Consider the following 12,538-nt stretch of genomic DNA (forward strand, 5'->3'; position numbering starts at 1 on the left):
TTCAGAGTTCAGCGTTGAGAGTTGAGAGTTGAATGTTGAGTGTTTCAGTTTTCTGGTTTCCAGTCACTCGTGCCCGGCGTCACTCGACCGGCCGCGTTTCCCTTGCGCGCAATGCTGATCAACAGGCCGACACAGGTCAGCATCACGAGCAGACTGGAGCCGCCATAACTGATGAAGGGCAGCGGCAATCCTTTGTTGGGCAGCGCGCTCGTGACCACACCAATGTTGATGAACGCTTGCAGCGCGATCAAAAATGTGATGCCCGAACCGAGCAACAGCCCGAACAGGTCGCGCGAATTCCAAGCGATGTAAATGCCACAGATCACCAGCGCCACGAACGCCACGACCACCAGAAGGGTGGCGATCAACCCCAGTTCCTCGCCAATCACTGAAAAAATAAAATCGGTGTGATGATCAGGAAGGAAACCAAGTTTCTGGCGGCTTTCGCCCAGGCCCCGGCCGGTCACGCCGCCCGAGCCCAGCGCCAGCATGGCATGATACGCCTGATAGCCAACGCCGGCTTTGGTTTCCTCCAGGTTGATCCAACTGAAAATTCTTCGAATGCGCATCGGATCGTGAAACAGTGAAATTACCAGGCCCACCACCGCCACCACCACCGGCGGAACCAAAAATTTCCAGCGAACGCCCGCAATCAACAGCAATGCGCCGCTGACTGACGCCAGCAGAATCGCAGTGCCGCGGTCCGGCTCGATGAAAATCAAACCCAGCACCAAGCCGATGATCACGCTCGGAATTCCGATGCCGCGCCAGAACGTCTGCATGTGCCTTTGATACCGCGACGCGTAATGGGCCAGCACGATAATCAAAGTGATCTTGGCCAGTTCCGAAGGCTGGAAACTGCCCACGCCGAAATCAAACCAACGCCGCGCGCCTTTGACCATCCCGCGCCCGATCCCCGGGATCAACACCAGCACCAGCAAAACCACCGTCAGCGCCAGAAGCGGCCAGGCCAGTTTTTGGAATACCCGGTAATCCAACGAAGCCGCCAGCCCACAGGCCAGCAATCCGAGTGCACACCAAGCCAATTGTCGGACCAAATAAGTTGCGCCGACTTGCGGCATACCGACGCTGGAACTGTAGAGCATCACCATGCCCAGCGCCAGCAGGGCAGCGACACAAAACACGAGAGTGGTGGTCGCGAGTTTCAGCTTGCCAGCGTTGACCCCGGGACCGGACAGAGGAGCGTCCGGCCCCGTTTGAATCGCTTTTCGAGTCCTGGCCATGTTGAGTCTCGCCATTCAAGTTTTCTAGTTTGCCGGCGGAGTTGTCGCGGGCGCGGGTGTTGGCTGAGCGGGAACCAGCGCCGGTGCGGCAGCTTTGGGCGCGGGCATTTTGAGTTCTTGCCCGACTTTGATCTTGTCCGTGGTCAAGTTGTTGGCTGCCCGGATGGCTTTGACCGTGGTATTATGTGCCTTGGCAATCGTGCTCAACGTATCGCCGGACTTGACCTTGTAAAGTTTCTCACCTTCCACCGCTGGAACGGTTGCGCCGTTGACTCCGGTCGCCGGCGCCGCGGCAGCAGGCGCAGGAATATGCAGCGTCTTGCCGATTTGCAGTTTGGCGGAATCGACACCGGGATTGGCGGCGGCGATCGCCTTCACAGAAACACCGAATTTCTTGCCGATGGTATAGAAGGAATCACCTTTAACGACGGTGTATTCCGTTGCGCCTGCCGCCGGAGCTCCGGGCGCCGGCGCGACCGGCAGATTGGTGTCGGCGGGTGGTGGCGTGGCGGTGTTGGTCAACTGCGGCAGTTCATTGGTCAGGGATTCCAACGGTGGCAGGGCGTTGGTCTCCGCCACGGGTGCCGGCGGTTGTTCGCGTTTGCAACCTTGCATCAGCAGCGGTCCCAGGAAGAGCACGTGCGCGGCGAGCACGATGAAAACGGCGAGCTTCACGCGGGAGCGGCCCTTGATTTTTTGCTCCAGGTTCGAGCCTTGGGGAATGAGTGGATTTGAGTTATTCATTATATTTGGCGCTGGTGGGCGTCCTTTCTTTGAGGTGGTTGGTGGTTCATGGTTGAGTTGCGCCGGGGTTTTTCCTCAAAAACCCCGAAGCAAATTAAAAAATTATTCTTCGACATTGTCGGTTCGGTTGGTCCCGACACGCGCGGGACTTTTGTTGTCGTTCCCCTCCGGGGCGCAGGCTACGGGCCGGAGGCCTGCGTGCGTGACGGCCGACTCCGAGTCGGGGTTGACCGCCTGGCGAAACACATCCCCCCGATGCTGGTGGTTTCGAACCTCGCCCCGTTTAGTAGTGAGGCCGTTGAGCCGCCAGCGTGCCTGCTCGATTACTCCACGGGGCGAGTCGAAGCTGGAGCAAGCGGCTGAAACCAACACCACCTCGCCCGGAACCCCGACCTCCGCCGTCGGGGCTCTGTTGACTGCTTCTAACAACGAACGCATCACGGTGCAAGGAGTAAAAAGGCGCCACGCCGCTTGTCCTTCGCGCGGGGAAGTGCTGACGTCGGGAAAGTTGAAAGCAGCAATCATTTCAGTTTTCTGCTTTCTGCTTTCTGCTTTTTCATTTTCTTTCTTCATCGCTCACCGGATTTTCAAACTGCTCAAGGCCACGACCGCGAACAACACTCCCAAAATGTAAAAGCGCATCACCACTTGCGATTCATACCAGCCTTTTTTTTCAAAATGATGATGAATGGGCGCCATCAAAAAAAGCCGCTGCCCCAACCCATACCGCCGGCGGGTGTAACGAAACCAGCCCGTCTGCAACAGCACCGAACCGGCTTCGATCACAAAAACCCCGCCCGCAATCACCAGCACCAGCGGTTGGTGAATCAGCACGGCGATGATCCCCAGCGCCCCGCCCAGCGGCAGTGAACCCGTGTCGCCCATGAACACTTGCGCCGGATGACAATTGAACCACAAGAAGCCCAACCCCGCGCCGATGATCGCCGCGCAGAACACGGTCAATTCACCGGCGCCCGAGACGTGCGGAATTTGCAGATACTTCGACAGTTCCACATGCCCCGCCGCGTAGGTCATCACCAGGAACACAATCGAAACAATCAACGTGCAGCCAATGGCCAGTCCGTCCAGCCCATCCGTCACGTTGACCGCGTTGGAACTGCCAACGATGGTCAGCACCACCAACACCAGCCCGACGCCGGCGGCACCCGTCATCGCCGGATACTTGTAAAAGGGCACCATGATCTCCGTAATCAACTGGCTGGTCGCCGGCACCATCCACAAGTAAACGCCGATGAACAATGCCAACGCGGACTGCACCCAAAGTTTGACGTGCGATTTGGTTCCTCCGCCGCTCTGCTCCACGATTTTGGCGTAATCATCATAAAACCCCAGCCCGGCCAGCACGATCACCGACAGCAAACTCAGTTGCACCATGGTATTCCACTGCGCCCACAGCAGCGTCGTCAGGTTCAGCACCATGATGATCAGGACGCCGCCCATCGTCGGAGTTCCTTTCTTGCTTAAAACACGCGCCGTCATCCCGCCTGCCGTTTCAGCCTTGTCCAAATATTCCTGTCCAAATTTCAATTCTTTCAACCACACAATCACCCGCGGTCCGAGCCACCAACTCAGCAACAATGCCGTCACCGCCGCGCCGGCGGAACGGAACGTGATGTAACGAAAGAGGCGCAATCCCGAAACCCGATCCGCCCACGCCGTATCCGTGGAGACATCCAGAAAATATTGGCTCAAGTAATAAAACATTCGTCAATCGTGCCGGAACATTGGCAGCGGCTCGCCCCATAGAATAGAAGTGTCTGCATCGCCCGAAGTGGGTGCACCGTTCATTCCACTCGGCGAGTCTTTCGTGAGCTCTAGCTGGTTCCAGTCAGCCAGCCGGATAAGAAAACCCGGAACGCCGAGCGCCACCGCTTGGTCGCGAAGCTGGCGCTGCTCGTTCGCCAGTCGGCGTTTGGACTGCGCATGAACGCACTTGCTGGAGGAGTTTGTCATAATACTATTTGGGTTTAGCTGGCGTGCCCTCCGGAGAGTAGTCTCCGGGCCGGCGGCCGCGCAAAATTTCACCCACTCGCTCCAGGCGAGTGGCGCGCGACGCTTTCAAAAGCACGAGATCGCCGGTTTTCAAAAAGTTTTTCACCGCGTGTCCTGCGGTTTCAACATCATCAAATTCGAATACCCGGTTGAGTCCGGCGGATCGGGCCGCGCCCGCCATCGCCCGGGCCATTTTTCCGACGGCAAACAGTTGTTCGACGCCCAGCTCCGCCGCCCGCCGTCCGACTTCCTCATGCGCCGCCGGACTGTGGGCGCCCAGTTCAGCCATGTCGCCGAGCACCGCCACGCGGCGTCCGGCGCAGGGCAATTCCTGCAACACCTGCAACGCGACGAGCATCGAATCCGCATTGGCGTTATAGGAATCGTCCAGCACCTGGATGCCGTTCACTTCCCACAACTGCAACCGCATCTTCAATGGCTTGCAGTCGGCTAGGCCGCGCTGAATATCAGCGCGGCCCAGGCCCAGTTCCGCACCAACCACCAACCCAAAAAGCGCGTTCACCACCTGATGCCGGCCCGATAAATTGATCCGGTATTCACCGGCAAGCTCCGCCTTCGGCGCCTCCACCTGAAATAGCGCACCCTGTTTCGACGACTGGATGTCGCGCGCGCGCCAATCGTTTTTGTCCGAAAGACCCACGCGCACAATGGGAGCACGGCTGCGTTTGGCAATGCGCTCGATGCCTTCGCTGTCACCGTTGACAAACAGCTTCCCATCCGCCGGCAACAATTCCGCCAACCAACCTTCTTCCTCAATCACGCCATTCATATTCTCAAAATATTCCAAGTGCTCCCGACCCAGACTGGTAATGATGCCGAACTTCGGCTGGATCATCCGCAGCAGCGGCGCCAGTTCGCCGGGATGGTTGGTGGCCACCTCCAGCACCCCGACTTGAGTCGGGGCTTCCAGCTTCAACAAAGTCAACGGTACACCGATGTCATTGTTGAAGCTGGCTTCGCTCGCCAGCGTGGTCAGTTTTTGACGCAACACTGCCGCCAACAATTCCTTGGTCGTCGTTTTTCCGTTCGACCCGCCCACCGCGATGACCGGCAATGCGAAGTCCATCCGGTAACGCGCCGCCAACCGGCCCAAAGCCTGGCGCGGATCAGCCACCGTGATCACGGCGCAGCCGATGGCGGGCGTGACAGTTGCTTTGGAACGATTTATCAATACAGCAGCGGCACCCTTGCGCGCCACTTCGGCCAGAAAATCGTGACCGTCGAATCGTTCGCCGGCCAACGCCACAAACAAGTCACCCCGCTGCGCCTGCCGTGAATCCGTGCAGACGCGGTTGATCAACGTCTCCGGAGCGCCACTGACTTGTTCCCCTGCGCAGGCGGCAACGACATATTTCAAAGAGCGAGGCTCCATCGCAAAAGCCGAAAGCAGAAACTCGAAAGCAAAAATGATTTCTGTTTCCGGATTGTTATCCTCTGTTTTGCCTTGTGATCCCCTTAAAACGGCCAGGCCGCACCGGCCAACCCTCGCGTCGAAACCTGCCGCTCTACCACCGCTCGCAAAGGTCCGGTGGCCTCTTCAATGTCCGCGGACGATGTAACCGCATTGGAGTCACATTCGATGACGATTGGTTTCTTTCTCACCGCGCCGCAACCGCGCGTGCTGCGTTGCTCCGCGACCGCCGCGACGAGCAGATGGTGGGAGATGAGGGGTAGTGCATTCATTTTATACCTTTGGTTCAGGGTTTCAGGGTGAACGAACTGCGACTGTCTTGGCTGAAAAGTTGGTGACGGCGCCGGCGATGGTTTCCGACAAAGGCGTTTCCTCAAGGTTGTCCGGCCGGATGTTCAGATAGTTGGCGGCACGTTCGGCGATCTGCTTGAATACCGGCGCCGCGGCCTGTCCGCCGTAGTAACCATGTTTCGGTTCGTCCATCACCACAGAAATGCAAAGTTCCGGTTCGTCCGCCGGAAAGAATCCAATGAACGAGGAGAAGAATTTTTCGTTCGAGTAAACGCCGTTGAAGTTTTTCTGCGCGGTGCCGGTCTTGCCGGCCACGGTGTAATGATCCAACGCGGCCTTGGCCGCCGTGCCTTGCGGACTCACCACCGTTTTGAGGGCCGTCACCATTTGCCGGGCCGCGGCTGCACTGATGACCTGCCGCACCGGCTGCGGGGAATAGCTGACCACCGTTTGGTGATCCGCATCCTCCAGTCGTTCCACCAACATGGGTTGCATCAACCAGCCGTGGTTGGCAATGGCGCTCATCGCCATCACCATCTGCAACGGTGTCACCGCCACTTCGTGCCCCATCGGTATGCGGGAAATGGAGAGCTTCGTCCACTGCTTCGGCGGATGCACGATGCCGCTGACTTCGCCGCTGAGCGGGATGCCCGTGCGCGCCCCGAACCCGAAGTCTCGCATGTAACGGTAGAGTTGCGCCTCCCCCAGTTTGATTCCAATCTTGGCCGCGCCGATGTTGGAGGACTTGGTAATAATATTCTCCACCGAGAGCACGCCGTAGGATTCGTGATCTTTCAGCACTTTGCCGGCAAAGATAAATCTTCCGCGCTCGCAATCGAAAACATCTGTCAGTCTCACCACTCGGTCGTTCAACGCGCCGGAAACCACCACGATTTTGAACGTTGATCCCGGCTCCGCAATGTCGCTAATGATCCGATTGCGACGTGCGTCCACCTCCCGGGGATCGTTGCTGAGATTGTTGGGGTCGAAATTGGGCAGCGTTGCCAGCGCCAGGATTTCACCCGTGCGCGGTCGCACCACGATACCCGAAATGCTGATCGGGGTATGCTTCAGCATCGCCGCAGCCAATTCGGATTCGACGATGTGTTGCAGCACCGAATCAATGGTGAGCACGACATTCAAACCGTCGCGCGCCTCCACGTCCTGCTGGCGCAGGGCCACCAACTCGCGCCCCCGTTTGTCTCTCTCCGTCTGTCGCCAGCCACGCGCGCCGTCCAGTTCCGCGTCCAGCGTTCTTTCAATGCCATCCACGCCGCGCCCCGAGTTGTCGAGGTACCCCAGCACATGCGCGGCTAGAGCCTGATTGGGATAAATTCGCATTTGTTCTTCTTCAGCAAAAATGGCCTTGTGTTGTAAATCGCGCAGAAAGATTCTTTCCTTTTTGGTCAGCTTGCTAACGTCCATGCCGAAGGTCTGGCTCGCGAGACTTTCTTGAATGCTTTTCCACTCCTCGATTTTGACCTTGGATTTGAGCGGGACGTTTTGATCGAAGACGGGTTCGCCCTTGGGGTTGAGGCGGAGCACGCGCGGCTTGAGCCGTTCGGCGAGAGAGACTTCGCTGACTTTCAGCAACGGCGCGAGCACCCGCGCCACTTCGGCATAACGATCGCCCATCAAACTGGGGTCGGCGCAAACGGTTTTGACGAAGATGCTCGTGGCCAGGAGATTGCCCCGCGCATCGAGGATGTCCCCGCGCCGGGGCGCGACTTGCAATGTGCGCTCGGTGTATTCCTGCGCCTTGGCCAGAAGTTGAGCGTGGCGCAACACCTGCAGGTCCACCAAGCGGTAGCCCAACCCGCCAAAAGCCGCCACCAGCAACAGCGCCAGCGTCAACACCCTCTGATATTGCAAACTCTTGACCATTTGTTTTCAAAGTTTACCAACCGCCCGTGCCGATCGGTTCCTCATCCGACGGCGTCACGGGCGGCGGTAAAAAATTCATCGTTTTGCTCAAGGCATCGTTCCATCGCGCGTCTGGTCGCTGGCGTAATGCCGTTCGCCCCCAACGCCGAGCCGGGGTTCGATCAACGTCCGGATCTGCGACGGTTGCGGCAGGCCCAGTCCCAACTTCAGTTCCTTCACCCGATAATCCAGCCATTTCGGGGAACGCAGCGCCGCCAGCGTGTCGCGCCCTAATTTGTTCTGGCGCTGTAATTCACTCAGCCGCACTTCGCGCCGTTTCATCTGCTGGCCGAGTTGGTCGATCTGGTTTTTCTGCCAGACATAGCCGATGCCGGACCCGCCAATGAACAGGCACAGCAACAGGGCTTTGAGTGCGGGGCCAAAGCGAATCGCCGCAGACTGATTTTTTTGATTTCGCGCCATGTTAAATTTTTTCCAACACCCGCAACTGCGCGCTCCGGCAGCGCGGATTCGCGGCCAACTCGGCGGGCGATGGTTTCACCGCTTTGCGCTGCACCCATTTCATTTCCGGGACGCGTGGTCGTCGCAACTCCGGCACGTCCACTTCGCCCTCGAAAGTGTATTCCCGCGTCCTCTCACGTCCGAAATCCTTCACGACACGGTCTTCGATCGAATGAAACGTGATGACCACCAGCCGCCCGCCCGGTTTCAGAATCTTCAAGGCAGCCGCCAATCCGCGTTCCAAAGAACTGATCTCTTCATTTACTGCCAGGCGTAACGCCTGAAAAATCCGCGTCGCTGGATGCGTCTTCTTTCCGCGACGCGGCGCCAATCGTTCAATCAGCTTTGCCAGTTGCGCAGTCGTCTCGATCCGACGCTGTTGGCCTCCGGCCCGTGCGCCGCTGCGGCGCTGAGCGCGTTCTTGCTCAATGGCCCGCGCGAACCGTCGCGCTTGCCGTTCATCGCCCAGCTCCCAAAATATTCTCGCCAGCTCATCCGCGCTCGCTTCATTCACCAAATTCGCCGCCGTCAATTGCTGGCGCGGGTCCATCCGCATATCGAGCGGGCCGTCCTGTTGAAAACTAAACCCGCGCTCTGCCGAATCGAGTTGCGGCGAACTGACACCCAGGTCCAATAACACTCCGTCGCAACTGTCCGGCGCCACCCAATCGCCCAACTCCGCAAAATTCCCCTGGCGAAGTTCGAAGCGACCCGCAAATTCCGCCAGCCGTCGCCGGGTTGCTTCAAGGGCGGCGCCATCGCGATCGCAGCCAGATAACCACCCAGTCGGACGGCTCGCGGCCAAAATGGCTGCTGCGTGTCCACCCCCACCGACCGTTCCGTCGGCGTACCGCCCCCCCGGCCGCGGTCTTATCGCAGCCATCACCTCCGCCACCATCACTGGGTTGTGGACGAAATTGCGTGCCACGCATGATGTCCCTGTCAAATGGGCGTTTGCTCCGAACCGAAAATCCGCGATGCCAATCGTCCCCATGATTTCGCCATCGGCTCGCGGCCGCTTACCTGCATCGGAACTTGTTGCGGCGCATCCGGCTTTTCCCGGTTGTGCACGGGAATGATTTCCAGATCCGTGTCACTCAAATCATTCCGAACCACTTTGACCTTATCCAAAGAGAGCTCGCCCTGCACCGCAGCCTTGATGAGTCTGGCGTTTTCGGGTTTCCCCTGGCACCTGCGTCGCCCCCAATACGAAAGCGGGTTGATTTTTTTCAGCGCGCTTGTGACTGACGCAGACGCCTTGCCACAGACAGCGAGAATGGAGATTCCGCTCTTCAAGAAAATTTCCCTCGTGCCAATCAACAATGACTTGACCGGTAGTATTTTTGGTTTTGCTTCCCACTTGGTCATTGGGGGAGCTTGAATTTGCGACACTGGCGATGGAGTGATTGGTTCTGTCTTTCTCGTCGAAGCAGGCGGAATGGTGCGGGCATTGGAATTGAATTTGGGCAACAACCCTTCTGTCATCCGGTAACGGCCGGTTGCTTCTTTGATGTCCATCAAAGATTTGCTCGCCGTGAGAAGTTGCATTGGGTTCATGGGCATTAAATCAGTTTAAACGCTTCCGGTAACAACGCCGCATCCACCGCACTCGCGGTTTCGTAGCGTTCGGGATTCCAAATCTCAAACCGGTCCACCAATCCAACCAGCACCGCTTCCTTCTCGATATTCACTGCCTTCGCCATCACTTCAGGCACACAAATGCGTCCGCCTTTGTCCAAAGCCACGCTCGCCGATTTGCTGCCCAATAGTCGCCGCAATGCAGACGCCTTTGGATCGGCGAAAGGCATCGCTTTGATTTTTCCCGCCAACGCTTGCATTTCCGGCGGCGGCAAGACCAGCAGGCAAGCCTCCGCCTGCGCACCGTTTGGCCAAAGTATCAACGTGAGTTCCACGTCCGGCTTCGTCGGACGCCATTTGGCAGGGATCTGCACGCGCCGCTTCTCGTCCACGCCGCGACGAAATAGCGAGTGATAATGGATCAACTCGTTGGTAGATTCAGTTGGCATTCAGGTTTAGTTGGGCCAAACATCAACCCATTTCTATCCACAACGACCCACTGTTAACCACTTTCCCCCATTCATTGTCAACAATTTTCTCGCGGATTTGTTTATTACGAAGTTATTCACAACTTGTGCGTCCGTTGTAACCTACTGGAAAGACTCGAACTTGAACGAACAAAACCCAATGAATGCGGCAGTTTATGGGCATTTGAAGGAATTTGCTCGCTGTAGTTCACAACCGAGGTTGCATATGGGGTTGGGAATGTTGCCCTTGGCAGCCTCGATAAAAGGGATAAATGGCTGGAGTTCACGCACCTCGCAACCTTCTGTTCCACTTTCGAAATAATCTTTGAAACGAGCGCGAAGCTGTGGAGGCTGTGGCAGGTATAATTTGGGCGATGCCTTGAACAATTCTATAGCGTGCGCACTGCTGATTTTGATTTTTTTCTGCCGCCCGCGCTGATTGCGCAATCACCGGCGGACGAACGCGACCAATCAAGGTTGCTGGTTCTGCAACGCAACGATGGCCAGATCTTTCATCGTCACTTTCGCGATCTGCTGGCGTATCTGCGTCCTGGCGATGTGCTTGTGCTCAACAATTCGCGTGTCATTCCCGCGCGCTTGCGCGGCACCAATGCGAGGAGCGGCGGACAATTTGAAATTCTGTTGCTGGAGGAGAACAAGCTCAACGATTGGTGGGTGATGTTGCGACCGGGCAGACGCGCGCGCATCGGAACACAAATTGATTTGCGCGATGCGGACGGCAATTGCAGCCACGTGCAGGCGACCGTGATCGACAAAAATGAAGAAGGGCATCGTCGTCTGCGCTTCACAGGCGCGCCAGACATTCGCCTGTCGCTGGATGCCTTGGGTGAGGTTCCCCTGCCACCGTATATCCGGCGCGCCGGTGCCGGCCAACGCGACCAGGACCGGGTGCGGTACCAAACGGTTTACGCCCGGCCCGCTGGCTCCGTCGCCGCGCCGACCGCCGGGCTTCATTTCACCCAGGCATTGCTGGATGAAATCCGCGCACGCGAAGTGCAGGTTTGTTTTGTGACGCTGCACGTTGGGCTTGCCACTTTCGCGCCCGTCAAAACTGAATCACTCGCCGCTCACATCATGCATGAGGAGCGATATGAACTCAGCGGGGAAACGGCAAACATCATTAACGAAGCAAAACGCTCCAACCGTCGGGTCATTGCCGTCGGCACAACCACCGTTCGCGTATTGGAGAGCGTGGCCAGGAAACATCATGGGCAGATGATCCCCGGCAAGGGCCGCACCAAGATTTTTATTTACCCGCCCTACCCATTCAAAATTGCAGACGCCGTGTTGACCAATTTCCATCTGCCGCGTTCCACCTTGCTGATGTTGGTCAGCTCCTTCGCCGCTCCCAACGAGATTCGCGGACGCGAGATGGTTCTGTCCGCTTACGCCGAAGCGGTGCGCGAGCACTATCGCTTCTTCAGTTACGGCGACGCGATGTTGATCTTATGAATAACTCACGCACGAACAGGCGAAGGCCAGCCTCGGGCCATCCGAAACTCAAAACCCGAAACTCAGAACTTCCTTTCATCCTGGTGAACATGGCGATGACGGCAGATGGCAAGATTGCCACGGCCAATCGCGCCTTTTCCTCCTTCGGCAGCCGGCGTGATCACGACCACTTGTTGGCATTGCGTGCCACAGCGGACGCCGTGATGGCTGGCGCGCGCACGGTGGACTCCAACCCTGTGAACCTTGGTCCCGGTCCAGCCAAATACCGTCGTCTGCGGCTCAAAAACGGACTCGCAGATTACAACTTGCGCGTCATCGTCAGCGGCAGCGGCACAATCAATCCACGTGCCGAAATATTCCGACACCGCTTTTCTCCCATCCTCCTTCTCACAACGAAACGTGCGACGAGGGTTAAACTCAAAACACTTCGGGCCTTGGCGGATGAAGTGAAAATCCTCGGCGCGACCAGGATTGATTTTCGCAACGCCCTGCGCTGGTTGCGGAGACAATGGAAAATCAAACGGCTGCTTTGCGAAGGCGGCGGCGAACTCAACAGCGCCTTGTTTGCTGCAGGTCTGGTGGACGAATTGCACCTCACGGTGTGTCCGAAGATATTTGGTGGCCACACCCCACCGACAATCGCTGACGGCCGTGGCCTCGCGAGATTGGGTGAGGCGACACATCTGAGATTGAAGTCGCTGAAACGTGTGGCGGACGAATTGTTCCTGGTCTATCAAGTCCTGCGTTGAAAGAGAGTTGAGACCGGAGAGTGGATGGTTCAAACCATGAACCAGCAGAGTTCTGAATGCCGTGGAAAAAGCAGCCCTTGGCAAAACGGGACTGAAAAGCCTACGCAATTGGACCCGGATGGGCGTGGACCAGAAAACCACAAGATCGGAATCCGAATCTGA

General features: G+C 57.6%; 14 protein-coding genes. 2 read left to right on the top strand and 12 right to left on the bottom strand.

Annotated features, from left to right (window positions below; all coding sequences use genetic code 11):
- Positions 1-44: 44 nt before the first annotated feature.
- The 12 genes from ftsW to HY298_01995 all read right to left on the bottom strand — a co-directional run bounded on the left by ftsW (position 45) and on the right by HY298_01995 (position 10,136).
- Positions 45-1,259, bottom strand: coding sequence for a putative lipid II flippase FtsW (ftsW, locus tag HY298_01940; protein MBI3849041.1), 1,215 nt, complete (start codon positions 1,257-1,259; stop codon positions 45-47).
- A 9-nt stretch (positions 1,260-1,268) separates the two neighbouring features.
- Positions 1,269-1,988 carry a LysM peptidoglycan-binding domain-containing protein gene (locus tag HY298_01945; protein ID MBI3849042.1) on the bottom strand — a complete coding sequence of 240 codons (720 nt, stop codon included), beginning with the start codon at positions 1,986-1,988 and terminating at the stop codon, positions 1,269-1,271.
- Positions 1,989-2,090: 102 nt separating this feature from the next.
- Complete coding sequence (locus tag HY298_01950) at positions 2,091-2,561, bottom strand: hypothetical protein (GenBank protein MBI3849043.1); 471 nt, start codon at positions 2,559-2,561, stop codon at positions 2,091-2,093.
- A 3-nt stretch (positions 2,562-2,564) separates the two neighbouring features.
- Complete coding sequence (mraY, locus tag HY298_01955; protein ID MBI3849044.1) at positions 2,565-3,713, bottom strand: phospho-N-acetylmuramoyl-pentapeptide-transferase; 1,149 nt, start codon at positions 3,711-3,713, stop codon at positions 2,565-2,567.
- Between the two features lie 3 nt (positions 3,714-3,716).
- Positions 3,717-3,962 carry a hypothetical protein gene (locus HY298_01960; GenBank protein MBI3849045.1) on the bottom strand — a complete coding sequence of 82 codons (246 nt, stop codon included), beginning with the start codon at positions 3,960-3,962 and terminating at the stop codon, positions 3,717-3,719.
- Between the two features lie 4 nt (positions 3,963-3,966).
- The gene (locus HY298_01965) at positions 3,967-5,379 is read right to left on the bottom strand and encodes a UDP-N-acetylmuramoyl-tripeptide--D-alanyl-D-alanine ligase (GenBank protein ID MBI3849046.1); all 1,413 of its coding nucleotides are present in this window, start codon (positions 5,377-5,379) and stop codon (positions 3,967-3,969) included.
- Between the two features lie 98 nt (positions 5,380-5,477).
- The gene (locus tag HY298_01970) at positions 5,478-5,705 is read right to left on the bottom strand and encodes a hypothetical protein (protein ID MBI3849047.1); all 228 of its coding nucleotides are present in this window, start codon (positions 5,703-5,705) and stop codon (positions 5,478-5,480) included.
- Positions 5,706-5,727: 22 nt separating this feature from the next.
- A complete protein-coding gene (locus HY298_01975) occupies positions 5,728-7,608 on the bottom strand; it encodes a penicillin-binding protein 2 (protein ID MBI3849048.1) in 1,881 nt (626 codons plus the stop codon).
- An 87-nt stretch (positions 7,609-7,695) separates the two neighbouring features.
- The gene (locus HY298_01980) at positions 7,696-8,070 is read right to left on the bottom strand and encodes a hypothetical protein (protein ID MBI3849049.1); all 375 of its coding nucleotides are present in this window, start codon (positions 8,068-8,070) and stop codon (positions 7,696-7,698) included.
- A gap of 1 nt (position 8,071) precedes the next feature.
- Positions 8,072-9,103, bottom strand: a complete 1,032-nt coding sequence (gene rsmH, locus HY298_01985; protein ID MBI3849050.1) for a 16S rRNA (cytosine(1402)-N(4))-methyltransferase RsmH — start codon at positions 9,101-9,103, stop codon at positions 8,072-8,074.
- On the bottom strand, positions 9,052-9,666 hold the full coding sequence (locus tag HY298_01990) for a hypothetical protein (GenBank protein MBI3849051.1): 615 nt from the start codon (positions 9,664-9,666) through the stop codon (positions 9,052-9,054). Before HY298_01990 ends, rsmH begins: the two co-directional genes overlap by 52 nt.
- A 5-nt stretch (positions 9,667-9,671) precedes the next feature.
- A complete protein-coding gene (locus tag HY298_01995) occupies positions 9,672-10,136 on the bottom strand; it encodes a hypothetical protein (GenBank protein MBI3849052.1) in 465 nt (154 codons plus the stop codon).
- 414 nt (positions 10,137-10,550) lie between these two features.
- Between HY298_01995 and queA the strand changes: the two genes are divergently transcribed.
- Both queA and HY298_02005 read left to right on the top strand, forming a co-directional pair.
- Positions 10,551-11,627 carry a tRNA preQ1(34) S-adenosylmethionine ribosyltransferase-isomerase QueA gene (gene queA, locus HY298_02000; GenBank protein ID MBI3849053.1) on the top strand — a complete coding sequence of 359 codons (1,077 nt, stop codon included), beginning with the start codon at positions 10,551-10,553 and terminating at the stop codon, positions 11,625-11,627.
- Entirely contained in the window at positions 11,624-12,376 is a 753-nt protein-coding gene (locus HY298_02005; protein ID MBI3849054.1) for a dihydrofolate reductase family protein, read from the top strand. Before queA ends, HY298_02005 begins: the two co-directional genes overlap by 4 nt.
- Positions 12,377-12,538 lie beyond the last annotated feature (162 nt).

The organism is Verrucomicrobiota bacterium (assembly GCA_016200005.1).
Taxonomy (GTDB): domain Bacteria; phylum Verrucomicrobiota; class Verrucomicrobiia; order Limisphaerales; family PALSA-1396; genus PALSA-1396.

Bases quoted from the DNA above. Each gene is read 5' to 3' on its own strand.
- ftsW (MBI3849041.1), bottom strand. From the start codon at position 1,259: ATGGCGAGACTCAACATGGCCAGGACTCGAAAAGCGATTCAAACGGGG.
- HY298_01945 (MBI3849042.1), bottom strand. From the start codon at position 1,988: ATGAATAACTCAAATCCACTCATTCCCCAAGGCTCGAACCTGGAGCAA.
- HY298_01950 (MBI3849043.1), bottom strand. From the start codon at position 2,561: ATGAAGAAAGAAAATGAAAAAGCAGAAAGCAGAAAGCAGAAAACTGAA.
- mraY (MBI3849044.1), bottom strand. From the start codon at position 3,713: ATGTTTTATTACTTGAGCCAATATTTTCTGGATGTCTCCACGGATACG.
- HY298_01960 (MBI3849045.1), bottom strand. From the start codon at position 3,962: ATGACAAACTCCTCCAGCAAGTGCGTTCATGCGCAGTCCAAACGCCGA.
- HY298_01970 (MBI3849047.1), bottom strand. From the start codon at position 5,705: ATGAATGCACTACCCCTCATCTCCCACCATCTGCTCGTCGCGGCGGTC.
- HY298_01975 (MBI3849048.1), bottom strand. From the start codon at position 7,608: ATGGTCAAGAGTTTGCAATATCAGAGGGTGTTGACGCTGGCGCTGTTG.
- HY298_01980 (MBI3849049.1), bottom strand. From the start codon at position 8,070: ATGGCGCGAAATCAAAAAAATCAGTCTGCGGCGATTCGCTTTGGCCCC.
- rsmH (MBI3849050.1), bottom strand. From the start codon at position 9,103: ATGGGGACGATTGGCATCGCGGATTTTCGGTTCGGAGCAAACGCCCAT.
- HY298_01990 (MBI3849051.1), bottom strand. From the start codon at position 9,666: ATGAACCCAATGCAACTTCTCACGGCGAGCAAATCTTTGATGGACATC.
- HY298_01995 (MBI3849052.1), bottom strand. From the start codon at position 10,136: ATGCCAACTGAATCTACCAACGAGTTGATCCATTATCACTCGCTATTT.
- HY298_02005 (MBI3849054.1), top strand. From the start codon at position 11,624: ATGAATAACTCACGCACGAACAGGCGAAGGCCAGCCTCGGGCCATCCG.